General features: G+C 45.3%; 20 protein-coding genes. 7 read left to right on the top strand and 13 right to left on the bottom strand.

The features are described from left to right. Window positions 1-3: 3 nt before the first annotated feature. From AC3WTP_RS10760 to AC3WTP_RS10745, 4 genes are all read left to right on the top strand, one after another. Window positions 4-1,884 carry an Ig-like domain-containing protein gene (locus AC3WTP_RS10760; RefSeq protein WP_492394606.1) on the top strand — a complete coding sequence of 627 codons (1,881 nt, stop codon included), beginning with the start codon at window positions 4-6 and terminating at the stop codon, window positions 1,882-1,884. Between the two features lie 212 nt (window positions 1,885-2,096). Beyond that, the gene (locus tag AC3WTP_RS10755) at window positions 2,097-3,794 is read left to right on the top strand and encodes a DUF2339 domain-containing protein (protein WP_492394605.1); all 1,698 of its coding nucleotides are present in this window, start codon (window positions 2,097-2,099) and stop codon (window positions 3,792-3,794) included. Window positions 3,795-4,093: 299 nt separating this feature from the next. Further along, a complete protein-coding gene (locus AC3WTP_RS10750; RefSeq protein WP_492394604.1) occupies window positions 4,094-4,795 on the top strand; it encodes a peptidylprolyl isomerase in 702 nt (233 codons plus the stop codon). A gap of 176 nt (window positions 4,796-4,971) precedes the next feature. After that, window positions 4,972-5,559, top strand: a complete 588-nt coding sequence (locus tag AC3WTP_RS10745) for an SLOG family protein (protein WP_492394603.1) — start codon at window positions 4,972-4,974, stop codon at window positions 5,557-5,559. A gap of 13 nt (window positions 5,560-5,572) precedes the next feature. Here AC3WTP_RS10745 and AC3WTP_RS10740 read toward each other — a convergent pair whose 3' ends face one another. The 6 genes from AC3WTP_RS10740 to AC3WTP_RS10715 form a co-directional block, all read right to left on the bottom strand. Beyond that, on the bottom strand, window positions 5,573-6,424 hold the full coding sequence (locus tag AC3WTP_RS10740; protein WP_492394602.1) for a DUF2785 domain-containing protein: 852 nt from the start codon (window positions 6,422-6,424) through the stop codon (window positions 5,573-5,575). A gap of 153 nt (window positions 6,425-6,577) precedes the next feature. Beyond that, the gene (locus AC3WTP_RS10735; RefSeq protein ID WP_492394601.1) at window positions 6,578-7,432 is read right to left on the bottom strand and encodes an amidohydrolase family protein; all 855 of its coding nucleotides are present in this window, start codon (window positions 7,430-7,432) and stop codon (window positions 6,578-6,580) included. 4 nt (window positions 7,433-7,436) lie between these two features. Beyond that, entirely contained in the window at window positions 7,437-10,577 is a 3,141-nt protein-coding gene (locus AC3WTP_RS10730) for a GNAT family N-acetyltransferase (RefSeq protein WP_492394600.1), read from the bottom strand. 182 nt (window positions 10,578-10,759) lie between these two features. After that, the gene (locus AC3WTP_RS10725; protein WP_492394599.1) at window positions 10,760-11,638 is read right to left on the bottom strand and encodes an SMP-30/gluconolactonase/LRE family protein; all 879 of its coding nucleotides are present in this window, start codon (window positions 11,636-11,638) and stop codon (window positions 10,760-10,762) included. A gap of 24 nt (window positions 11,639-11,662) precedes the next feature. Beyond that, window positions 11,663-12,166 carry a GNAT family N-acetyltransferase gene (locus tag AC3WTP_RS10720; protein WP_492394598.1) on the bottom strand — a complete coding sequence of 168 codons (504 nt, stop codon included), beginning with the start codon at window positions 12,164-12,166 and terminating at the stop codon, window positions 11,663-11,665. Window positions 12,167-12,515: 349 nt separating this feature from the next. After that, complete coding sequence (locus tag AC3WTP_RS10715) at window positions 12,516-14,156, bottom strand: Stk1 family PASTA domain-containing Ser/Thr kinase (protein ID WP_492394597.1); 1,641 nt, start codon at window positions 14,154-14,156, stop codon at window positions 12,516-12,518. Between the two features lie 184 nt (window positions 14,157-14,340). Here AC3WTP_RS10715 and AC3WTP_RS10710 point away from each other — a divergent pair, with 184 nt between their 5' ends. Next, entirely contained in the window at window positions 14,341-15,255 is a 915-nt protein-coding gene (locus AC3WTP_RS10710; protein ID WP_492394596.1) for an aldo/keto reductase, read from the top strand. Window positions 15,256-15,341: 86 nt separating this feature from the next. Here the strand turns inward: AC3WTP_RS10710 and AC3WTP_RS10705 are convergent, their stop codons facing one another. The 6 genes from AC3WTP_RS10705 to murB form a co-directional block, all read right to left on the bottom strand. Continuing rightward, window positions 15,342-15,776: a thiol-disulfide oxidoreductase DCC family protein gene (locus AC3WTP_RS10705; protein WP_492394595.1), complete on the bottom strand. Its 435-nt coding sequence runs from the start codon at window positions 15,774-15,776 to the stop codon at window positions 15,342-15,344. A 247-nt stretch (window positions 15,777-16,023) separates the two neighbouring features. Then, window positions 16,024-16,215, bottom strand: coding sequence for a hypothetical protein (locus AC3WTP_RS10700; protein WP_492394594.1), 192 nt, complete (start codon window positions 16,213-16,215; stop codon window positions 16,024-16,026). A gap of 240 nt (window positions 16,216-16,455) precedes the next feature. Continuing rightward, complete coding sequence (locus tag AC3WTP_RS10695) at window positions 16,456-17,145, bottom strand: LrgB family protein (RefSeq protein WP_492394593.1); 690 nt, start codon at window positions 17,143-17,145, stop codon at window positions 16,456-16,458. After that, the gene (locus AC3WTP_RS10690; RefSeq protein ID WP_492394592.1) at window positions 17,127-17,531 is read right to left on the bottom strand and encodes a CidA/LrgA family protein; all 405 of its coding nucleotides are present in this window, start codon (window positions 17,529-17,531) and stop codon (window positions 17,127-17,129) included. Before AC3WTP_RS10690 ends, AC3WTP_RS10695 begins: the two co-directional genes overlap by 19 nt. Before the next feature lie 254 nt (window positions 17,532-17,785). Continuing rightward, window positions 17,786-18,724: a tyrosine-type recombinase/integrase gene (locus AC3WTP_RS10685; RefSeq protein ID WP_492394591.1), complete on the bottom strand. Its 939-nt coding sequence runs from the start codon at window positions 18,722-18,724 to the stop codon at window positions 17,786-17,788. A gap of 337 nt (window positions 18,725-19,061) precedes the next feature. Next, window positions 19,062-19,976: a UDP-N-acetylmuramate dehydrogenase gene (gene murB, locus AC3WTP_RS10680; protein WP_492394590.1), complete on the bottom strand. Its 915-nt coding sequence runs from the start codon at window positions 19,974-19,976 to the stop codon at window positions 19,062-19,064. A 253-nt stretch (window positions 19,977-20,229) separates the two neighbouring features. On the opposite strand from murB, the gene AC3WTP_RS10675 reads away from it, so the two are divergent. Next, window positions 20,230-20,526, top strand: a complete 297-nt coding sequence (locus tag AC3WTP_RS10675) for a hypothetical protein (RefSeq protein ID WP_492394589.1) — start codon at window positions 20,230-20,232, stop codon at window positions 20,524-20,526. Here the strand turns inward: AC3WTP_RS10675 and AC3WTP_RS10670 are convergent. Continuing rightward, window positions 20,465-21,832 (bottom strand): MATE family efflux transporter, encoded by a 1,368-nt coding sequence (locus AC3WTP_RS10670; RefSeq protein ID WP_492394588.1) that lies wholly within the window; start codon window positions 21,830-21,832, stop codon window positions 20,465-20,467. The genes AC3WTP_RS10675 and AC3WTP_RS10670 overlap by 62 nt on opposite strands. Before the next feature lie 132 nt (window positions 21,833-21,964). On the opposite strand from AC3WTP_RS10670, the gene xerS reads away from it, so the two are divergent. After that, window positions 21,965-23,035: a tyrosine recombinase XerS gene (gene xerS, locus AC3WTP_RS10665; protein ID WP_492394587.1), complete on the top strand. Its 1,071-nt coding sequence runs from the start codon at window positions 21,965-21,967 to the stop codon at window positions 23,033-23,035. Window positions 23,036-23,048 lie beyond the last annotated feature (13 nt).

Below are 23,048 nucleotides of genomic sequence, written 5' to 3'. Positions count from 1 at the left end.
TTGGTGAAGAAAACGTTACGATGCCTGCTGATGCTAATGCTAACGTTCCCGCTCATCTTTTCAGATATGCCGAGCGCGATTGCTGCGCAGAACGTGAATAAGCTGGTTTACCATGTGAATTATACGACTGAACATTTGGCAACACCATCGGACTGGTATAACAGCAGCTATTTCAATAATCCGAGCTATAAGGAAAACCGATTCGTCCAATATTGGGTAGAAACCCCGATCGTGCCTGGCGGTAATCGCGATACCGGATTCTATATCGTCTACAACGAGGATGGGATCTACATCTTCTTCCAGTCCAACGAGCCGGAAAGGGAAACAAATGGCGTATTGAAGAACAGTTCCATAGAGTTCTTCTTGCAAACGGGGCTTGATGATCTTCCCTACCACCAGATGATTGTGCCTACCAATGACAGCCCGATCGAATATTACGAATGGCAAACGGAGTATCGCAGCAACCGTCCACTCAAAGGCAATGTGACCGTAGTTAACGAAGAGATCCCTACTGGATGGGGCACTGTGATCACGATTCCTTGGGAGACCTACTATGACTATGTACCGCTTAATGGCGAGGACTGGATGTTCAGTATGATCCGTTGGGCGCCTGCTGGCTTCTCTCCTACTTGGGGAGGACGTGTGCATCAAGTAGGAAAATTCAACACACTTGATTTTCAGGCGCCGACCGCAGAACAGCGTATGGCCATTCAGAAAAATATTATTCGCAAAGGTTGGGATAAATTTAACACGACAGCCGCTCAACTAAGCTCAACCTGGCTTAATGGCAGTATGGATGATGAGAATTTCTATAATCGTTATCTCCAGCCATTAATAACTGAAGGTCAAGCAAAAGGCAGCAATATTTCGAATCTAGATCGTATGAACGCTGCGGAGATTGACGCGTTGTACCAGCATGTCAACGGTTGGTTTGAACTGCGTTATGATGCGGAAGATCTGCGAATAGCGTACATCCAAAGCTCGCTGTTCCAAGAAAATGAACCGCCGACCGTAACCGATTCAACATACACCACCTTGATGAATACAACAGTCAGCGGTATCGTTCTAGGAACGGATGCGGATGGAGATCCTCTAACCTATTCTTTGGGATCCTCACCTTCTCATGGCTCGGTAGATGTGAATGTTGACGGCAAATGGACTTACACACCAAATCAAGATTATACCGGCAAGGATCAATTCCAGGTTATTGTCACCGATCCATCCGGCGGCACCGCGACCTCAACGATTGATCTGCTGATTACGTCAGGTCCTAAGACGAACGTTGCACTGAACCCCGCATCGCCGAATGGAAATAATGGATGGTATACATCTGACGTCACCGTAACTATGGCCACCTACAGTGATATGATAAGTGCGAACAGGACAGAATACCGCATCAACAATGGAGATTGGATGGTGTACAATACTCCGTTTACCGTAGCTGAGGAAGGTGTTCATACTGTAGAGTATCGCGGTATTGATAGTGCGAGTAATATGGAGGTTCCCCAATTCATTCAGCTTAAGATTGATAAAACAGCTCCAACGATTGGAATAAGCTTGGACAAAACCGTTTTGTCGCAGCCGAATCATAAGATGGTGCCTATTACAGCCGCGATAACGCATAGTGACCTTATATCAGGTATCTCCTCTTTCGAGCTGACCTCGATCACCAGCAATGAAGATGATAACGGCGTTGACGATGGAAATACGACTAACGATATTCAAGACGCCGATTACGGAACGCCTGACATTTCGTTTATGCTGAGGGCTGAACGGTCAGGAAGCGGAACTGGCCGTATATATACGGTAACGTATACGGTAACTGATAATGCGGGACTGACCTCAACGGTTACTGCTACAGTGACGGTTCCAGTAGGAAACTAAATGTTAGCAGATTAGTAGCGAATAACGGTAAGAACAACTGCAATATGATTCAAGGAATGTCGCAGAATTGGCTGGTGACAAGTCAATTCTGCGACATTCTGCTATTTTCATGAACATATCGGATTAATTAAGCTTTAAATATAGCTTAATGGTTTCACTTCCATATGTTATAGTAATGACTATAATCTGACATTTGATTTGGAGGTGCACGATTGTCGAACGAACAACAGAACCGCATCGAAATACTTGAGTTAAAGGTGCGAAAGTTGGAGCTGGAGCTTGCACTGATGCAGGATCAATTGCGCTCACTTACGGCTTCATCATCCGTTATACTCGTTAATGAACAAAAAGCACAACATGAACCAATAGCAAGCACGCAGCCGCTCAAATCGCACCAGCAAGCTCAACCTGATCATCCAACTGCCGCTTTACCGAAGATGGAAAAGAAATCGATAGACTGGGAAGTGCTGCTCACACGAGTATGGCTTCCAAGAATCTTTATGTTCGTTCTACTCCTTGGTGTACTGTGGGGCTTTACGGCAGCCGTCAGTGCCGGCCTCATAACCGAATCGGCTCGCTGCCTTATGGGAGTTGCCGCTTCTGCGGTCATGTACTGGTTCGGCTGGCGTCAGATGCAAGCAAATAGGCTGGCATTAGGACAAGTATTGCTTGGCGGATCTATAAGTGTATTCATCTTGTCTGTATCGGCTGCTCATATGCTGTACGGGCTTATCCCGTATTGGTTCGCCTTTCTCGCATATGGATGCTCAATCGCCATAAATGTATACACATCCATACGCTACCGTTCCGAATCCTTGATGTTCTTAAGCATGGCTGCAGGATACTTAATCCCATTTATTATCGAATCGTCCGATATCAATATATGGGTACCTGTTATGTTTGAAGTCATATTCTCCATCACCATGATCATACTCTCCCACTATTACTCATTCCCTGGATCCTATTACACTGCTTTCTTTTTACTTCACTTCCCATTATTCTTTATGATGGTGTCTTATTCTGGTCAGGATGCTCGCATCGCCATTACATCAGCTGTTATCTTACAGCATCTCATTATCTATCTGATCTCGCTGAAGTCCTCCTTGAACAGCGCGATCGTTAAACACCCTGGTACTCTATTGACTAGCTTCTTCGTCACGATGGGCTGGATCTACGTGTTGAATGTTGGCTTTATATCTGGTGTGTATACGATTGTTATCAGTTGTGCAGCCATCTTATACACCTTAACCTCTTACTGGCGCTTCACCCAAAAGAAGCAGATAGACATCTTTATGAGTGTGGCTGCATTCAGCTGGTTTCTCTGGCTGCTTGATATCGTCCATACTGATTTCCGAGCTGCTTCTTACCTTCTCTTGGGTGCACTTGTACTCTATATAAACAGGAAATATGAAGGAAGATTCCAGAAGATCAGTGGAACGATTATCTACGTGATAGGCGCATTTATCGTAATTAGCACACCTATTGAGCAAGTATGGTCTGCAGAATCTCTTGGCTGGATCGTGCTGATGGCAACCTTGTCCTGGATCTATGTGATCGCTAATCATTCACTTGCTCGACTAATTGCTTGGGGGAATGCATTCCTGCTCTTGCTCTTCCTGACACAGATCACGAATGTGTTGACGGAATCGCTGTCCTATGATCTCCAACACCTGCTCTTGTCCACTGTCTGGGTTGCCTTTGCGATATCAGTAACAGCCTATGGCGTGGTAGCAGACCGGAAGAAAGTACGCCTAGCAGGCTTATTATTCTTATTCCTGACATTGGCGAAAGTCATATTGATTGATCTTCCCGACGTCTCAACGGCCATACGCGCTGTTCTGTTTATCGGTCTCGGGACGATAGGTATAGCTGTATCACGTTTTCTGTATAAGCCAAACAGCAAAGATTAGCTTTCGTTAGTCAATGCCCATAACCTAGCTCCTCTACTATGCATGATTTCAGATATGTACGAGAGGAGTTTTTTATTGGTGTTTACTGTAAAATGTCACATTGCTTGCTGTATGGTTGTTTACATAATATTTATTCGGTATACTACATTACTTATCTGCTACATGCTCACGAGCCAACATTAAGAATTTTTTATCCTTAAATTGAATGGTTTCTTTCCCCATTCACTTCTCGACGGTGTTCGACATGTGGTAAGATACAACTCATGGAACTCTAGAATTACATTTAGGAGGAACGTAACATGAAACATCGCAAGGGAACTCTTTCCATACTTGTTGTCGTCCTAACATTAATGTTGGTGGTAACTGGCTGTGGAGATAAGAACAAAGAAAGCAATGGAGCTGCTTCTGATTCCACAACGGGCAGCGCAAGCAATCAGAATACAACCGATACGGATTCTAAATTGAATGTACCTGATCCGAATGCAAGCCATCCGATTGTAACGATTGAGATGGACAACGGCAAGCAGATCAAGGCCGAACTGTACCCGGAAGTCGCACCTAACACCGTCAACAACTTTATCTCGCTCGCGAATAAAGGCTTCTACGATGGAACTATATTCCATCGTGTAATCCCCGGCTTTATGATTCAAGGTGGAGACCCTGAAGGTACCGGTATGGGCGGTCCAAATTATTCTATTGCAGGTGAATTCACAAGTAACGGATTTCAAAATGATCTGAAGCACACACGCGGCGTATTATCTATGGCGAGAAGCAATTTCCCGGATTCAGCAGGTTCTCAATTCTTCATCATGACTGAAGATTCTCCGCATCTGGACGGCCAGTATGCTTCCTTCGGCAAAGTAACGGAAGGCATGGAAGTCGTTGATGAGATCGTAGCGCTGGATCGAGACAAGAGTGATCGCCCTACTACACCGCCAGTTATAAAAAAAGTTACAGTTGATACCCTTGGCAAACAATACGCGGATCCTGTAACTCAATAACGGCTTAAAAATCTATACTGCAGTAAACCGATATCTGAACGGCGGATGAGGAACTCCCTCGGTCTGCCGTTTTGTTATTTCTTGGTGCTGTCAAGAGTCGACGTGACCCTAGCATCAAAACAAGGTATGATGTAAACACAGCAGGACGTTATTTCAATGCAAGGAGGCGGTTAAGCTTGAAGAATTTGTTCATCACTGGCTATCGCGCGCATGAGCTCGGCATATACGGCAGCAAGCATCAAGGAATTGAATATATCAAGAAGGCCATTACCGCAAGGTTGATCCCGCTTCTGGATGAAGGATTGGAATGGATTATAACCCCGGGCCAATACGGTGTTGATCTCTGGGCATGTGAGGCAGCAATCTCGCTGAAGTCTCAGTATCCGCAGTTGAGATGCTCTATTCTATCCGCATTTAGCAATCCTGAGGAGCAGTGGAATGAGGATAAGAAAGCGTATTTTCAGCAGATTGTAGGCAGCTTAGATTACTATGCAGCAGTCAGCAATCAACCCTATCAAGGCAAATGGCAGTTTATCGCTCGTGACGAGCTGTTATTTCGCAAAACGGATGGCATCCTGCTCGTCTATGATGAAGATGCAGGAGAAGCAAGTCCGAAGTATGTGAAGGAACGGGCGCTTAAGAAGCACGAAGAAGAAGGTTATGCCTACTATTGTATCGGAGCAGATGAGATTCAAGCAGCATCGATCGAAGAAGACTGGATGCAGTATGATGACGCCAAGAATGATGATTGGAGCACCCAGTAAATATCGAGTGAAATCAATACTTACTTATCGCAAACTTGTTTAATTTGGCCTCGGTGGCGAGGATGGCAATAGCATGACAATTCTCTCGACTAACCTGTCCCCTTCTGAAATAAAGACAGCGCAGAAAATTCTTGCTGTTCACTCGGGCGATCACCTGTTCACGGTTATTCGTCTGGTAATCGCATATTGCCAAGCCGCTGATCCAGTCCGCAATCTCCTGCTGTGGAAGTGCGCCCGTGATAATCATCGTATCAACGATGGTGGCGATCCGCTCATCTTCTTCATCGTTAAATATATGAGTCCCGTTATGCAGAATCCCCTTGATCGCAGCAAGAACCTCATGCTGCACCGCTGCATCGCTCTCTGAGCACTGTACCAGTTCATCCAATGCATCCGCTCCGTGGGCTGCACTATGAGCCCAGCCTCCTTCGGGCAGATAGCCGCGAAGATCCCTCTCCTCTTTATAATAGCGAAGCAGCGAATCTTTCACATGCTGGAAATCAGAGAAATCCAGAAACGGCTTCATCCTGTGCCGCTGCACAATTAAAGCTATGGGCAGCATAGAGAAAGTCCGTGTAAATACAGTCTGGTCGCCCTCGCTGCCAATATGATAGAACAAATGCTGTCCATCGGTTAGAACAGCAAGAAGGCTCCGTAGTTCCACTTCAGTAAGCATATCCTTTTCATGAATCCATACATAAAATGTCGGATAGATAAGATCATCCCGAACTTCCGGCTGAGGATCACCGATATATTGCAGCATAAGAGTTAAGAAATCCTGTACTTGTTCCCCCTCACGAAGAGCGTAATTCTCTTCCTTAATTCTTTGCAAGTCCTGCACGAATTTTGTCCTTGTATCGATCACTTTACAATCCCCTTCACAGCATTATCATTGTAAGCCTTTGCGGCTCTACTTTATCTTTCGCTTTATAGTTTACATAACACATTATATGTTAACATCTTTTTAACTTACAAGCTCATCCAATATTAAATCAGATGAGCTTGGTCAACTCTTGTCTTATTTAACTATCGGTGCAATTTTAGGAAATACTCGCACAGCGGTATTAAAGAACACATCTTGATGATACTCCGCAGGAATAAGCTCCATTACAAACTCCTTATAGGAGCGTACTGGCGCGAGCGGCCAGTCCGTCCCGAAGAGCAGCTTATCATAATGATCGCAATAGACAAGCGCGTGACGCAGATGCGAGAAAAAGAGTGGTGAATCCTTCAGCCGCTTGCAGTTCACCGCATCCCCCACCATTAATCCAGACAGATCGGCATATACATTCCGATTCTTATACACAACTTCTGCACCATCCAGCACCCAAGGATCTCCTAAGTGAGCCATCATAAAGTTAACCTCACGGTGCTGAACAGCCACTTCATCGATCGTCAAGGGATGGGCGTATTTCAATAAGCCGCGCTCCGAATACGTATCGCCTGTATGATATACGACAGGTACCTTATACTGCTTCGCAAGCTCATACACCGGCTGATACACATCATCGTATGCATAGTACGGATAATACCCGAGGTAAATCTTAATCCCTACAGCATCAGGCTTCTTCAGGCTGAGTTCAAGCGCATCAAGTGCGGCTTGATCCAGCGTAAATGGATTGATACCCGGACAGTACACAAGTTGTGGAGGCAGATTCTCTTCCAGATCGAGACCCATTGGAGTCCTGGAGCCGCGATCAGGAAACCCTTCATGCAGCGTCTCCGTAACCCCCATTCCGATTCCGAGCACGACATCATTATCAGCATATTCTTTCAGAATTCCTTCAAGCGAATAATCGATCCCTGAACGAACAGCAGTCTTGTAAAATGAATGAATGTTCGATAAGTGCATGTGCGCGTCAATAATCTTCATTCGATCATACTCCTTTGACTAGTGCATGCTTATCTTGCAACTTAAATGTAAGTCCACGCATTGAGCTCAATGAACTCTCTGGCAGCAGCTCATCAGCAAATACAAGAATGATCGGAGCCAATCGCACAATTTTCCCATGAGGTATACCTAGCTTGCGTGAAAAGGATAGTACACTAACATCCTTATTGCTCTGCATCGTTGGACTAACTCGATATTCATCGGTCACAATGTGTATGATATCCGGCTCGCCGTTATGACCGATTGCATAATGTATGGATTCCTCAGCATACAATTCGCCTTGACCCAGAAGATAGCGTATAGGACTGCCGTTAACCGAATACGTACGAAGCCAGCCGTGATCCTGATCTTCTCTTGGCTGAAGGAACATCTGAGTATACCAGTTTCGATCCTCTTCCAAATACGTGCCCGTATGCTGATGCACATCAGTAACGATAGCCAGCACCGGAACCCCAGGCAGCATCATGTAGTAGGTATCCCACTTCAGACCCTTAAACACTTTGTGTTCATTTATGCTCTGACTCATACGAATACCAGACCATTCATTGCCATGCTGATCGGTCATATGAGCGATCCCGCCGGAGCGTTCTTCATGAATCAGATTATGAGCGCGCATATTGGATACCTGATCATAGATCCCGCCAATCCATGGATTCCACCACGACTTCGCGCTGTAATTAGGGAAATCAGAATCGAGCCATTCACGGCCGTTCACTTGTAGAGAACGAAGGCCGCAATAGTATCCCGCGGCGGCGGATATGCGAATCTTTCCATTATCCGCTTCTTGGATAATGTGACCAGCATCCTCCGTATGTGAGTAATCGATGCCGCCGGACATCTTGAATAAGGCTGCTCGAACAGCTTCATCCCTTACTCCTAGCTTAGCTTCAACCTGTAACGTTTCGAAGTCCTGATTCAGCGAGTCAAGCTGGAAGGAGGCTTCCGTTTGATCGTCATCTGCTGAGAAGGAACAGCTATGTACCGCGCCCGCTAGCTCAGCCTTGACTTCGCCTTCCCATGAATTCTTCTTAAGGTCGCGCAGCACGACCGATATTCCGTCACGAGATGAAGCAGTGAATGGATTGCCCTGATTCACCTCTAGTTCAATATCCTGAACGACTGGTGCTGGTAGCTCCCGATCGTTTGATTTGAGCGCAAAGCTGCGGAATGACTGCCAGTCTTCGAATCCGCCGATCGTCAATGTGATCGTATCTGTGCTTCTCGTTTCATGTGATTTCAGTTCTGGAATAGCGGATTCCAAGTCTATAAACCAATTGCCAAACGACATCTGATGTGAGTCAGACCAGCATATGCCTAGTCCTGAATTCTCTCCGCGTGAAAAGATCCAAGGTTCGGATAACTTGTCAGAATCCCAATGATCGAATTCATTGCCATGTGTCGTCTCCATCTCTACATATCTGCCCTCATATGGCAGCACAGCACGGTACAAGCTCATATTGATTCGCTGAGATACTCGGGTGTCGGTTAATATAGGAGACTCACCGATATTCTCCAGCTCCTGCCACATCTTTACGGTACCGTCAGCATGCAGCAGCGTATAGGTGTGCAGCATTAGGCTTGAAAATGCATCCGAATGATACGTATGCTTATAGCCTGCTGCTCCTTTCATTTCAATCCGCTCTACTCGTTCCGGCTTCTTCTTGCCGAACTCTCCTGAATAAGGCAGGCCGATTCGCGGAAATAGCGCGACAATGCGATTCTGCTCACGCCCAACGTTGTACAAGCTAATCTGATTGTAGTCCTTCAACATAACGAGTCGACTGCGACCGTTTAACACGTAACGTTTAGAGTCGCTTTCCCCGAGCAATACGGCGCCAGGGCCTCCGAAACCGCCGCCGATTGATCGTGAGAAGGACACGCTTTCTCCTGAATCTGTTACAGATCCAACTGCAATTCGCGGCTCATAGAATCCGTAATCCAAGAGTCGGAATGGAACAGTTAAGGATGCTTTCTCATTCGCAGCCAGTCGGATTGAGAACTGATCCACTTCAAGCTCCATCCACGGGACCTCAGGCAACATAAAGGAAAACTCTGCGGCATTCGGAAATTGGTTCTCTACATCCACATAGAATTCATAGCATCCATTCTGCGCATACATGATATCAGGCACTTGCAGCTTCAGCTTAGCCGGGAAGCGGGAAATGACCCCCAGCTTCATATCGACTTGCAGACCGTTTATGAGCACATTGGCTTTAACGGCAGGGCAAGTACGATATTCATGCGGCTCTTCCTCAATCTCGCCCACGTAGAAGCGGGAATTCAATACCATCTCATCGACGACATTTACAGTTTGCTGCCAATCAAACTTGATGTTTCCGTCGTCCACGCCTTGAAAGGCAATTTGCAGCGGAGCGCCGGATTTGTTCACAATTCGATATTCGATCGCATAGGTCTTACCAAACACAGGTTCAGCTGACTCGGCATGGGCGGATATGCGGTAGTCCTCTGTCTCGATCAGACAGATCCCTCTTCCGCGGCGCTCAAAGTCCACTCGCAGTTGATGCCCATCCTTCTCCCAGGTGTAGCTGTAAGTATGGAAGCCATTATCAACCTCACCATCGGGTTTGACCTCAATCATACGAGTCGAATCCTTATACCAATCTATCTCTTTCATATAAGGAGCAATCGCTTCACAAGCCACCACATTCGGAATGAAGTTCATCAAGTGCACCTGATCATCTCGTTCTTCCCAGAAGAAGCCCGTTCGCTTATAGAGCGGCACTGCCTTCATGTTCGATCCCCACGTATGAAGATCTAGACGTCTCCAACCGCGCTGTATCGTCTCCTCAACACAGCGCAGCACAAGCTGCTTGCCTACACCCTTACCGTGAAAGTCCGGGCGAACATTCAACAGCTGTATATATAAAGCTCCAACATCATCACGGAATTCGCATAAACTGCAGTAACCAACTACTTCATCAGCGCATATGGCAAGAAATAAGGCTAAGTTATCTGAACTTGCTTCCTGCTGGATAACTTGCTCAGCGGTTCGCACCGATGTGCCCCCACCCCATGAATCTTGACTGCGATTCCACATGTCTGCAATTAATTGCGCATAGTCGGGATGGTAGTTCACGATCGAAACTTGGATATTGTTTTCTAACATACGTCTAACCCCCTTTTTTGCCAATATATATGAAATATTGAGTTCATTATACGAGGATGACAACCATTTGTCTTTATATAAAATGGATATAATCAAACTAGGATAATGGTAGACAGAAAAAAAAGCATATTCCGCGAAGGAATATGCTTAATTAATGTCGTTAATTATTATTTATTTTACCCCTAACCCTTGAACAAATGTCCGCCAATCCCCGCTACACCTGTCTTCACACGAAACAGTCCTCCCGCATGAGGCTGCTCTGCCAATTGTTCTTCCGTCAATCCGCCTCTTGCAGTCGTGATGTACAGCTCGTCTGACCCCTCTCCAGCAAATGCACAGGACGTGACATACTCGCATGGCACCTGAATCTTGGCCAACCGCTCGCCAGTCGCGGGATTCCAGCGCGTTACATTCCAGCCGCCCCATTCCGCGATCCAGAGCATGCCTTCCTGATCCCATGTCATCCCATCCGGTACGATACCAGGTACGGAGTATGTAATGATAGCTTGCTTGTTGCTTAGCGCACATTTCTCAGCATCATAGTCATAAGCGTGTACCGCGTACGCAAGGGAATCGATATAATACATCTTCGTTTCATCTTGCGACCATGCAATGCCGTTGGAGCATGCGATCTGATCCAGCAGCTTTTTGATTTCTCCAGATGGGTGCATCACATACAGTGCTCCATTTGGACTGCTGTCTGAGGTGATCGAACCCGCGAGGAATCTGCCGAGACTATCGCACTTTCCATCATTGAATCTATTGCTTGGCAGATGTGCTTCGGGATCATGAATCGCCTGCAAGGCGCCCGTGTTCAAGTTCATATATTGGAACCCATGGCTTCCCGCAGCGACAGCGGTTCCGTCATCCCTAAGAGCGAAACACCCAATCTGCTGCTCCAGATCTATTGAACGGGTGTCACCGTTATCTGCATCATACTGCATAAGCTTCTTACCCGTAATATCGACCCAATAGATCGATCTCGTACGAGCATCCCAGACAGGTCCCTCACCCAGTTGACACTGTGAGTCGACTACCAGTTCCGCTTCGTATTGCCGCATCTCACCCGCTCCTCCGTCACTGAATTAAGCTTCAATCCATTTTTCCATAATATAATCGTCCATCACGTAACCGTTGCCGATATCGGCCACAACCTCATCAGCCTTCTTAAAGCCAAGCCGCTCATATGCGGCGATGGATTGATGATTATACTTGTTCACTGTCAGATAGATGCACTGAAGCTTATGTTTCTTGCACTCTTCTAATATAAATGCAATTGCTTTAGATGCGATTCCTTTGCCGCGATATGTTCTATCAACGTAAAGTTTGCTTAAAAACAGCTTATTCTGTTCGTGTTTAACAGAAAAGTACCCTGCGCTCTGATTCTCGTAAGTTAGAAAGAAGTACTCGTATCCACTATCAATCTGATCTTTCACCGCTTGCGGAGACTGAAACTTAGCGACCATATAATCGACTTGCTCTCTGCCGATAATCGGTGTGTAGTGCTCGATCCAGATCGCTTGTGCGATATCACATGCCTCATGGATTTGCTTCATTTCAAGTATAGGGATAATGGTTGTACTGCTCATATAGGTGTTCCTCCATCTCCGATAGTTTGCTGTTTCAAGCTGTAATTTCATGTCATTCATCATGACTTACATAGAGACAATTAGCATGATACTTCCAATTATGATAACAACTGTTGTGATAATCAAGACTTGAATATTTATATAAATGAAAAGAGTGAGGAACAGTTATAATTGCTAACTGCGCCCCACCCTGTTATCTTGCATAACCTTTATCAACCTTAGATTCATTTTCTTGATTTAATATTAACATAATAATCCATTTATCAGTGTCCACTTTAAGTCAAATATGTGAATACATTATCATGAAAGATGGATCGGACCCAGCTTACATGGAATAGGAAAGATCTTATTATTTCTTGTCACGTGCAATGTAGAAGGTGATTTTATCGCCTTTTTTGACTGGTGTGCCTGCCGCAGGCTCTTGTTGAAATACCTTACCTGCTTCTTGACCTTCAGCATTTTTCTTCTCAAAGTTGTATTTAAGGCCTGCTGCAAGTGCTTGCTTCTCAGCTTCCTTTTCGGTAAGGCCAACCAAGTTAGGCATAGTACCTTCAGGAGTTGTTTCCCCTGTAGCTGGAGTCTCCGGCTGTGTTGTTTCCCCTGTATTAGGCGGTGTTACAGGCTCAGTTGTTCCAGGCTGGTCAGGATTCGGTTGATCTGGTTTCTCTGTAGTCTTACCCGTGTTGTTATTTTTGTTGTTATCAGTGCTATTACTGCCATTGTTCGAAATCGGCTCTGACGGTTTGAGCTCGGACTCCTCTGTCCCCGTTGCTTGATTCTGGCTATCCGTATTCTCCGTATCTTGAGATGACGATTCTGAAGAACTGGTAGATCCATTCTGATCCGCAGCTACATTCTGTGATTGGTCATTAGATGAAGTTTCAGTATCTCCAGTCACAGGTGCTCCTGTCACAGATTCCGTATTTTGAGCTGTTTCGTCATCTTTACTAAGTGAGTTAGCCCATAATACGGCGCCTCCGATCAAGCTGACGAAGAGCACGCAACCCGTTATAGCTGCAATAATCTTCATCTTACTAGAGCGACGATTCGTCGAGGCTGGCTGATTATTATGGTCACGCGTCTGCTGATTGTTCTTTCCTCTAGCTCCAGGCGCTGTCATTAACTCCTCTAGATTGCTTGTCTGCGGCCGAGCATTAGCTGTAGCTGGAGTTGATGCAGGTTCTGGACGTACTGGACGCTGCTTCTGCTGCATAGCAGGAGTCGCAAACATAATCGTATCATCCGACACCGAAGGCTCTTCATCATTAGATCGAGGCCGTTCATCTTTGATTGGTACAGCTGGCTGGTCGATCATTTCCTTCAGCATGATCATAAAGCTCATGATAGAAGGCTCATCCTCGTATACTCGTTTCGCTAACGTAATGACCGATTCGCGAACTACAGGCTGCTCATGCTTCAGCGATGATTGAATACGGCTGATGAATACATCAAGCTGACGCGGCGCCAATGCATGCAATGTACAGCATTGATAGAGCAATTGAAGCAAGCCTTGCGTGCCTGTACGGCTGCTTGTGGTTTGTTTCCAATAATTCATCACAACGAGCTCATGGTCGTCTGTTATCCACAGATTGTCAAAGCTGACCGAGAAGGATGACAGCCCGCACAGCTGCCCCTGCTGCAGCAATTGTCCAGCACGGAATACCCATTGCAGCACCGTGCGCAGGGTTACTGCATGGCTTTCGGCATACTGATAAAGAGGTGTACCCGAAATGGCTTGGAATATGATATAGCTGATCTGGTCATCATGTCCTGCGTTAAGTATTTGCAAAAATTCTTCATTCGAGAGCTGGGCAGCATCCTTCATATCTCGCTGCGCTTGCAGCAATGTCGTATGTTCTGCTGCATCTGTTATCAGTATCATAATTTCTCGTTTAAGCGATGTGTCTATAGCACGGTACCAAGTACCGTCATCTGATTGCATAATCTGCTGCGTAAGTTCATATCTTTCTGCGATCCACTGGTTAGTCATCGTTTCTCACTACTTTCTATTTCATAATTCACATATTATCGTGTTTAGGGCAACTCTACTCTATTATTGCGGATTTCATCACATTTTTCAAAATCTCATAGATTTCGTAAGCTGGTGAGGTTTGTGATAAGATGATTATACACTAAATGTGCAAACAATACCTGTGAAAGGAAGTGTTACATAAATGCAATACCGACGTTTAGGCAAAACTGAGCTGAAAGTCTCTGTTATCGGAGTCGGCACATGGCAGTTTGGCGGTGAATGGGGCCATGATTATACGCAATCGGAAGTCGATGAAGTATTAACACGAGCAAAAGAAGAAGGCATCAATCTCATTGACACGGCTGAATGCTATGGAGATCATTTGTCAGAAGCCTTCATTGGAGACTTCTTGAAGCGTGATAAACGCGAGGACTGGATCGTTGCAACGAAGTTCGGACACTACTTTCACTCCCATATGAACCGTACAGACGGCTATAGCGCACAGGATGCTCTGATCCAATTGGATCGATCATTAATGGCGTTAAAGACTGATTACATCGACTTGTATCAATTCCACTCTGGAAATGATCAAGCATTCGATAATGATAAGCTGTGGACGATGCTGGATAAACAGAAGCAAGCAGGAAAGATAAAGCATCTGGGTCTGTCGCTTAACAAATCCAATAGTATGCATCAAACGACGAATGCGGCACAGGTTGGCGCAAGTACGATTCAGATCGTCTACAATCGCTTAGATCGTTCGCCGGAACAGGACGTATTTCCAGAATGCGAACGTCAACAATTAGGCGTGCTTGCGCGAGTACCGCTTGCTAGCGGCTTATTGTCCGGCAAGTATAAGGCCGGCGCCCGCTTCGCTGCTAATGATGTGCGTGCTCGCATGAATGGCGAGGGGCTCGACCAGCAGCTTGCAGTTGTTGCGAAGATTCAAGAGGAAGAAGTGCCGGAAGGAATCAATATGGCGCAATGGGCGCTGGCTTGGTGCTTGCAGCATCCTGCTGTATCCTGCGTCATTCCAGGATGCAAAGATGCTGCCCAAGTCAGCAGCAACGCCGAAGCAGTAAGACTTGTAGCTGCCGAGCATCCTCAACGAGTATAAGCGATGCCGTGTCGGAGCTTTACATCAGAAGAGCGCAGAGATTATCTCTGCGCTCTTTTCCCGTTCTATATGCAGGCTGTCACACCTTATGAGTCTGATGAAGGCGGCTTCCATTCGCAGCTACCTTCTGAACATGCGCCTGTCGGCACGATCAATCTGCGTGATGCGATATAATCATACATGCGCTGTCCCAAGCCTAATATCCTGCTCACCACAATCGCCGGCCAGAGCGGCCACAATAAAGGAACGACACTCGCGATCGACTCTATCGCCTCGATGCCTGAGCGAATTGTTCCGCTTCTCATATTCCGAATGTACATCCGCTGTTCCAGTAAAGTCGGTGATATGTCCTTTAGTTGAGATTGCTTTAATGCGTGGTGATCACGAATGGATTGAAAATGCAAAGCATGCAGCCAATCCAGCTTCTCAAGACGAGCCTTAATTCCACTGCACATCGGACACCAGCTGTCATACCAGACTTCCAGATCAATGCGCCGAGCAGATGTAATGACTTTCGTCATAGACACTCCCTCCTTGGTTCTCTTTATTATACTACGATGCCAAGGAATATATAGTTACAATTAAAGATTACATATGATACATTATGTTAACCATTTTAACGCAAAAAAATACCCCCGATCGAAACGACCGAGGGCTTCAAGTGGATTCTTCAAACTAAGATAATAAAGAAGTAAAAGGGATGAGCAATATCCCATTACAGGTTTGTTACAGATTTCACATAACTAGCTAAATAAATTCGAACTTACCTTATGCGTAGTAACTTGCAAGCATGTCGCTTGTTTCGTTGCGCTTGCAATCTGTGTCAACATTGTTGTCAGCCCAGCATTGACGGCAAGTCTCTTCAGTTGTACATTTATGTTTATCATCACACATGTAGCAGAATTGCAAAAAGTTGGATGTCACTTTATTCGTATCGTCAAATGTTTTGAATACTTTCATTATGATCACTCCTCTTCTTGAATGTCTTTACTATATCACAAATTTATACTATATCATGTGAAATTAATCACACACCATTGAAAAAGAGCCATGTTTTTCATCTTTTTTTCGATATTTCAGAGCTTTCCACTGACCGATGCTTTCCCCACCACTATAACTCATTCGAATATCATCAAAAAAGAGACTTACTCGAGAGGTTTCAACACCATCAATCGAGCAGTCTCTAATTCACTATATCTATTAAAAGATAAATTGCATAAATGCAAACAAGATTGACGTCATTACCCCCATCAAGCCCATTGCTAATCCACTAAACATCCCCTGCTTATCGGATTCAGACAAACATTTTGCGGTACCGAATCCATGCGCTGCGGTTCCCATCGCAATGCCTTGTGATAATTCATCACGGATTCCTACTTTGCGTAAAAATGCATTTCCCGCAAGCGCGCCGACAAAGCCTGTAATTACGCTGAATACTGCCGCTAATTCCGGTACGCCGCCAATAGTATTCGCGATCTCTATTGCAATTGGAGATGTCACTGATTTAGGAAGCATACTTTGCAGAAGTTCGCCGCCATTGTCAAATAAGGACAATATCCCTGCTACACTTGCCACACCTACGACCGCACCACATGTAATAGATAGTATAATTGCTTTGAACTGCTGCTTAATATGTTCACGGTTCTTGTAGATCGGAACTCCCAACGCCACAGTTGCTGGTCCTAGAATAACGGCCCACAGATGTGCACCTTCATCATACGTTTCCAGCGGTATATCGCCAATTAATAGCAGTGCCATCAGCACACCTGAGCTTGTTAGGATGGGGTGCAGCCAAGTGATGCGTTTATGAACCCACCTTGCGCCGATATAAGCGGCAAGTGTTAAGGTCAACCCAAACCATAACTGATGTATTACACTTCCTGCATCCATGCTGTATCCTCCTTGCTGGGTGAAGTCACGGCTGGCTTGCTGACTGTTTCCGTCTGCAACTTCTTCGCTGTATAACCAGTTGCAAACAATACTGCGAGCGTGCTGCCGATAATAGCGGCAAACATGCTGAACCAATGCGCTTTAATGACCGGAAAGAACGCGATAATTCCGACTACATAGGGAATAAAGAACAACAGCATATGTTTCAAGAGGAACTCGGAAGAGCGCTCAACCCACTCTAAGCGAACTACCTTGAGCAATAATGCGGCTATAAATAGAACGAGCCCAAGTACATTACCGGGTAACGGAATATGAAGCGATTGATGCAACCACACACCGGCTGCGTTAAATCCTATTAATATCAAAAATCCTGCTGCGACTTGCATGACCTTCCACCTTCTATGATCGTTCTTCTATGTTAGTCTGCTACTCAAATCACCGCATGTATATACGATGGATCACAAGCAAGGTCTAACTTCAATAGTTTAGCACCATTAGTCGCGTAATCCTAATAAAGTAACGAAGGTCATCCGAGGAAATCTAGCGCTATAGTGCTGTTCATTGCGCCTCACAGCCCTCATTCGTGTAATTCCTTTCATTTTAGAGCGTATATACAGCATTCCTTGTGAAATGAAGCACTTTAGATCCAAGCTGATAATCGTGCAGTTGCTTCTTCTTTCTGCTTATCGTTGACGTGGGTGTAGATCGTTGTCGTTTGAATGGAAGCATGTCCAAGCAATTCCTGTACTGTACGGATATCTGTCCCGCTCCGAACGAGCATCGTCGCATAGGAGTGTCGCAGCTTATGGCTGGAAACTTGCTTCCAATTAGAATTGTGGAGCCTGTCATTTGAATTGCCGTCCACCTGATCTGTCAGTTGCTGAACCATCAATTGTATGTAGCGGATCGATATTCGTCGCCCCTTCTGCGATATAAATAACGCATCCTCCTGCGCGCGCCAAGGCTCAATGCGCTCCTGGATTGCAAGCTCTATCTGCTCCGCTACTGGAGCTGGGAGTGGAACTGTGCGCCACTTTCGACCTTTACCCAATACCTCAATAGTTTTTCGCTCTGGATGATAATCAGACAGATTGAGCCGATGCACTTCGCCAACACGCAGACCACCGTACGACATAAGCATAAGTATTGCTAAGTTGCGATTGCGGTATTTTCCTTCAACCATGTGAAGCAAGCGCTTAATGTCTTGAGGTTCCAAATAGACCGGAGCTCGAGCTGATTCAGTCTTGGATTTCTTGACTTGGAGCGCGGGATTAATATCCGTCATCTCCAGCTCGTTCAGCGAGCGATAGAAGCTGATTAATGCACAGTGCTTTCGATTGCGAGTCGCATCCTTCACTCCAGTGGATTTTAACCAAGCTAGATGCGCGAAGATCTGTTTATTTTTCACTTCATATATAGACTGCCCATTCAACCGTCGCAGAAAATGAAGTACATCCCCGACATAATTGCGTTGCGTAAGCTGTGTATAGCCGGCGTTTGACATCCATAAGCGAAATGCTTGCAGTTCTTCCTCGTAGGTCTCCTCCAATTCGAGTCGATTCCAATCTCCTGTTGTCATACCCAGCTGCCTCCAATTCTACTTCATGTAAGTATGAAAATTACTGCATATAATCATTATTATACGCAGTTTAATGTTAACGAGGCAAATGATTCTTACTTCGGGTCATTTCACAGCTTAGTTGCGTAGTGTTTTCGATAAAATCACCACTAATTTATAACATATGTGTGATATTAACCCACCCTCATGTTACATGGTATAGTTTGATGTATAACTTGCTTCATAACATCACTTAGTTCAGTACACTTTCGATACACACTAAACTAGAACAGAGCCAAACAAAAAAGGATGGCGCTGTTGCCATCCTTTTCTCTACTCTAACCAAATACTATCCCATCTATTCTTCACCAATAATAATAACTTCCGTCTCTAAATCCACACCAAACTTTTGCTTCACTGTATTCTTTATGACATTGATTAGATCGATATAATCCTGAGATGTAGCGTTGCTCACATTCACAATGAATCCAGCATGTTTAGTAGATACTTCCGCACCGCCAATTCTCATTCCCTGCAAACCGCTATCTTGAATCAATTTTCCTGCGAAATAACCTGGAGGACGTTTAAATACACTTCCACAGGATGGATACTCCAAAGGCTGTTTACTTTCCCTAGCCATTGTGAACTCATCCATTTTCTCTTTAATGTCTGCATATCGAGCGTGTTCTAAGTGAAATTCAGCTTCCAGCACGATGTAATTTTTCTCGGAAATAATGCTCTTTCGATATCCTAAATGAAGGTCCTCTTTAGATAAGTTGAGAAGTTCCCCCTCTTCGCTCATAACGATCGCTTTAACCAATACATCCGAGATCTGTCCACCATAAGCTCCAGCGTTCATGAATAGCGCGCCGCCCACTGTTCCCGGAATCCCACATGCAAACTCTAGTCCTGTCAATTCGCTTTCTAATGCATGCCTAGATACATTTATGATCGAAGCTCCAGCTTGAGCATGAAGGGTACCATTTTCGGAGCGGATTTCATTCATTTTGTTTAGGTTGATTGTTATCCCGCGAATCCCCCCATCTCTCACAATAAGATTAGCACCATGTCCCAATAACGTAACAGAAATCTCTTCTTCTTTAGCGATACGAAGAATGGCGCTTAGTTCCTCATAAGTTGACGGCGTGATAAATATATCCGCATTTCCTCCCAGCTTGGTATACGCATGATTCTTAATTGGCTCATTAAGCTTGATATCCTGGGTGGATAGTTTCTTTAAGATTACCTGATAACCATTTAAATCGATATTCATTATGCTCTTCCTATTCTTTCATTTAATATTTGTTCGATCTGTTTTCGCTATACTTTACCCCTTTAATATTATCTGATTCTATACAGTAGATTCAAGGTCATGGAACAAACATGTTGTTCACATTGAGGATAATGCTCTGTCCATGTTCAAAACACATAGCAGCTTTTTATTCTGAATACAAACATGATTCATCTTGTTGCCTCATACGATGTTGTGATATTGTTTTTGACCATCATGACAGGAGGTGCGGGCCTTGAAAGGTTCCTCCATTCCAAAGCAACCGAACCTGATCGTCATTATAATACCGATCTCTAGAATTAAAGATTATTTCGCGATTGACTTTATCGGCGGCACCGTCGTCTACCTCTTCGTCAAGAAGCTAACGCTGAGCCATTGGCTGGCCCTCGGAGGCAGCTATATTGGGGCTTACCTGCTCTATAAGAGCCTTAAGCTTTACCGTTCAGTACTTGCCGCGCACCGACAAACGGTTATGCCTGTTGCTTCCATAAGCCGCGAGAAGCACGACGCTCCACAACTGCCAGTCGAATAAAGAGCGCGATCGCCCCCGCTGCTAAGCCTGAGATGAGACCGATCCAATAACCAAAGGCGCCTAATGAAGTGAAATTCGCCATCACATATCCGATCGGAAGACCAATAATCCAGTAAGAAGTGAGCGCGATGATAAATACTGCATTAACATCTTTATAGCCCCTTAGTGTGCCTTGAATCGGCGCTGCTATCGCGTCGGACAACTGAAAGAAGATCGCAAACATTAAGAATTGCTCGGTCAAACTTAATAGTGCTGGATCATCGCCATATAATCGCGCGATATCCGACGAGAAGAGGAAGAGAAATACAGCTGCTGTAGATGACAAAGTTAAGGCTGCAATCAGACCAATTCGCGCGAATTTCTTCGCGTCCTGATAACGCTTCGCTCCCACTTCGAAGCCTACAAGTATCGTGAGCGACATCGCGATACTGAGCGGCAACATATACAACAAGGAAGCAAAGTTCATCGCTGCTTGGTGACTTGCAATCGTGATTGTATCATATTCGCTCATCAATAATGTAACCATGGAGAAGATGCTCACTTCGAAGAAGATCGACAGTCCTATCGGCGCTCCGATTCGAAGTATTTCTTTCCACGTCTTGAATGAGACAGGCTCCCACCGGCTGAACATGCCAAGTTCTCGAAACGTTGTATTTCGTTTCATAAAAAGTGTTGCAATAACGAGCAGTATGATATAGGTGGTTGATGTGGCCACACCTGCCCCTACGCCACCTAACTTAGGCATTCCCAGCTTGCCAAAAATAAAGATGTAATTTAAGGACACGTTGATCGGAAATGACAGCAGCGTAATAAACATCGTAACCCGAGTCTGCCCCAGTCCATCAATACATGCGCGCATCACCGTGTAGATGAATATCGGAATGACCCCAATACCTAATGCCGTTAAATAATCAGCCGCTACCTCGGCGACAACAGGTTCCAGAGGCATGTTTTGAATAACCGGATCAAGTACGAATCCGCCAACGATAAGCACAATAATGCCGACAACTACCGACAAATAAGCGGCCTGCTGTACACTATAAGCGATTCGGTCTTTCTTATTAGCGCCAAGATATTGCGCCACAATCGGAGTGACCGCCAAAAAAATACCGCTAATACCCGTATAGATCGGCGTCCAGAGGCTAACGCCAATCGCAACCCCAGCCATGTTCTCCGGATTAAAGTTAGCGGACATCACCGTATCGGAAAATGACATTAATTGCAAAGCTACCTGAGTTACGAAGATTGGCAGCAGAATGTAGAGCATTTGGATTACCTTTTGTTTTATCGTGTAAGTTTGTTTCATATGTAGCACCTTTCTGCATCTTGATCTCTCTAAGTGTAAACTTTTATGCCCGAAAAGAAAACCAAGTCATTTGCATATTATGATAAAATATTCATGTACAGAAATATTGGTTAGCTAAAGGAGTACGTTATCGTGACCATTCAGAAGTTGAAAGACCGCGAGCATCTTGATCGCAAATTACCCGAGATGCCTTGGTATATACAGCAATTTATTGAGTACAAGCTGCCAGACTTGTCCCCTTCCACACTGCTCGAGTATGTACGAGATTATGAGATATTTCTTGGCTGGCTCATCATGGAAGGCATCAGCTCGGCTCCATCGATGAAGGATATTACGCTGCTTGATCTGGAAGGCTTGCGCATGGAGCAGGTTACTTCATTCCGGATCTACTTGACGACCTATAAGGAAGAGAAGAATACAAGGGTTACCGTCTCACGAAAGCTATCCTCACTCCGCTCGCTATTTCATTACTTAAGTCAGATCGCGGAAGACGAGAACTATTATCCCCTGCTTAAACGCAATATTATGGCCAAGATCGAGATCAAACGCGTGCAGAAGCCTAAAGATACAGCAGCCAAGCTAAAAGGAAAGCTGCTTGAGGAGCATGAGCTGGACAGCTTCATACGATACATTCGGCAAGGCTACGCACAGGATGTGGCCAATAATAAGCAGGCTCTATATGCTCACGAGCTGAACGCAGCGCGAGATGCGGCTATCGTCAGTCTGATCTTGAATTCCGGCTTGCGTGTCAGCGAGGTCGTAAACCTGAGTATGGACGAAGTCGATATGAAGAACAAGCTAGTCTATGTGCATCGCAAGGGCAATAATGACGAGACATTTAAGACGCCCGTCTACTTTCGAGATCGTGCGAAGGAAGATTTGGAGAGTTATCTTGAATTGCGCAGCACCCGATACCAGGCTCCTAAGCGTGAAAAAGCCTTCTTTCTGGCGATTAAGAATGGTGAGAAGGAAGGAAAGCGGATGACGAAGCGCGCCATGCAGCAGATGATCATCAAGTACGCCAAGTACTACGGCAAGCCTGCTTTGACGATTCATAAGCTTCGCCATTCATTCGCAACCGACTATTATTTGCAAAATGACATCTATAAGACAAAAGAGCAGCTCGGTCATGCTTCAACCGAGACGACGGAAATATATGCGCATCTGACAGACAAGACAATGTCCGAAGCGATCGATAAATAAAACTAGCCCCGAT

This window comes from Paenibacillus sp. EB106-04-04-XG159 (genome assembly GCF_058791835.1).
The sequence above is the reverse complement of the archived record's forward strand: the minus strand, read 5'-3'. Positions and strand labels throughout refer to the sequence as shown.

What these genes read in the sequence shown, in the direction of transcription:
- AC3WTP_RS10710 (WP_492394596.1), top strand. Translation starts at nt 14,341, where the DNA reads ATGCAATACCGACGTTTAGGCAAAACTGAGCTGAAAGTCTCTGTTATC.
- AC3WTP_RS10735 (WP_492394601.1), bottom strand. Translation starts at nt 7,432, where the DNA reads ATGAAGATTATTGACGCGCACATGCACTTATCGAACATTCATTCATTT.
- AC3WTP_RS10685 (WP_492394591.1), bottom strand. Translation starts at nt 18,724, where the DNA reads ATGACAACAGGAGATTGGAATCGACTCGAATTGGAGGAGACCTACGAG.
- AC3WTP_RS10690 (WP_492394592.1), bottom strand. Translation starts at nt 17,531, where the DNA reads ATGCAAGTCGCAGCAGGATTTTTGATATTAATAGGATTTAACGCAGCC.
- AC3WTP_RS10730 (WP_492394600.1), bottom strand. Translation starts at nt 10,577, where the DNA reads ATGTTAGAAAACAATATCCAAGTTTCGATCGTGAACTACCATCCCGAC.
- AC3WTP_RS10750 (WP_492394604.1), top strand. Translation starts at nt 4,094, where the DNA reads ATGAAACATCGCAAGGGAACTCTTTCCATACTTGTTGTCGTCCTAACA.
- murB (WP_492394590.1), bottom strand. Translation starts at nt 19,976, where the DNA reads ATGAATATCGATTTAAATGGTTATCAGGTAATCTTAAAGAAACTATCC.
- AC3WTP_RS10725 (WP_492394599.1), bottom strand. Translation starts at nt 11,638, where the DNA reads ATGCGGCAATACGAAGCGGAACTGGTAGTCGACTCACAGTGTCAACTG.
- AC3WTP_RS10720 (WP_492394598.1), bottom strand. Translation starts at nt 12,166, where the DNA reads ATGAGCAGTACAACCATTATCCCTATACTTGAAATGAAGCAAATCCAT.
- AC3WTP_RS10670 (WP_492394588.1), bottom strand. Translation starts at nt 21,832, where the DNA reads ATGAAACAAACTTACACGATAAAACAAAAGGTAATCCAAATGCTCTAC.
- AC3WTP_RS10715 (WP_492394597.1), bottom strand. Translation starts at nt 14,156, where the DNA reads ATGACTAACCAGTGGATCGCAGAAAGATATGAACTTACGCAGCAGATT.
- AC3WTP_RS10705 (WP_492394595.1), bottom strand. Translation starts at nt 15,776, where the DNA reads ATGACGAAAGTCATTACATCTGCTCGGCGCATTGATCTGGAAGTCTGG.
- AC3WTP_RS10700 (WP_492394594.1), bottom strand. Translation starts at nt 16,215, where the DNA reads ATGAAAGTATTCAAAACATTTGACGATACGAATAAAGTGACATCCAAC.
- AC3WTP_RS10695 (WP_492394593.1), bottom strand. Translation starts at nt 17,145, where the DNA reads ATGGATGCAGGAAGTGTAATACATCAGTTATGGTTTGGGTTGACCTTA.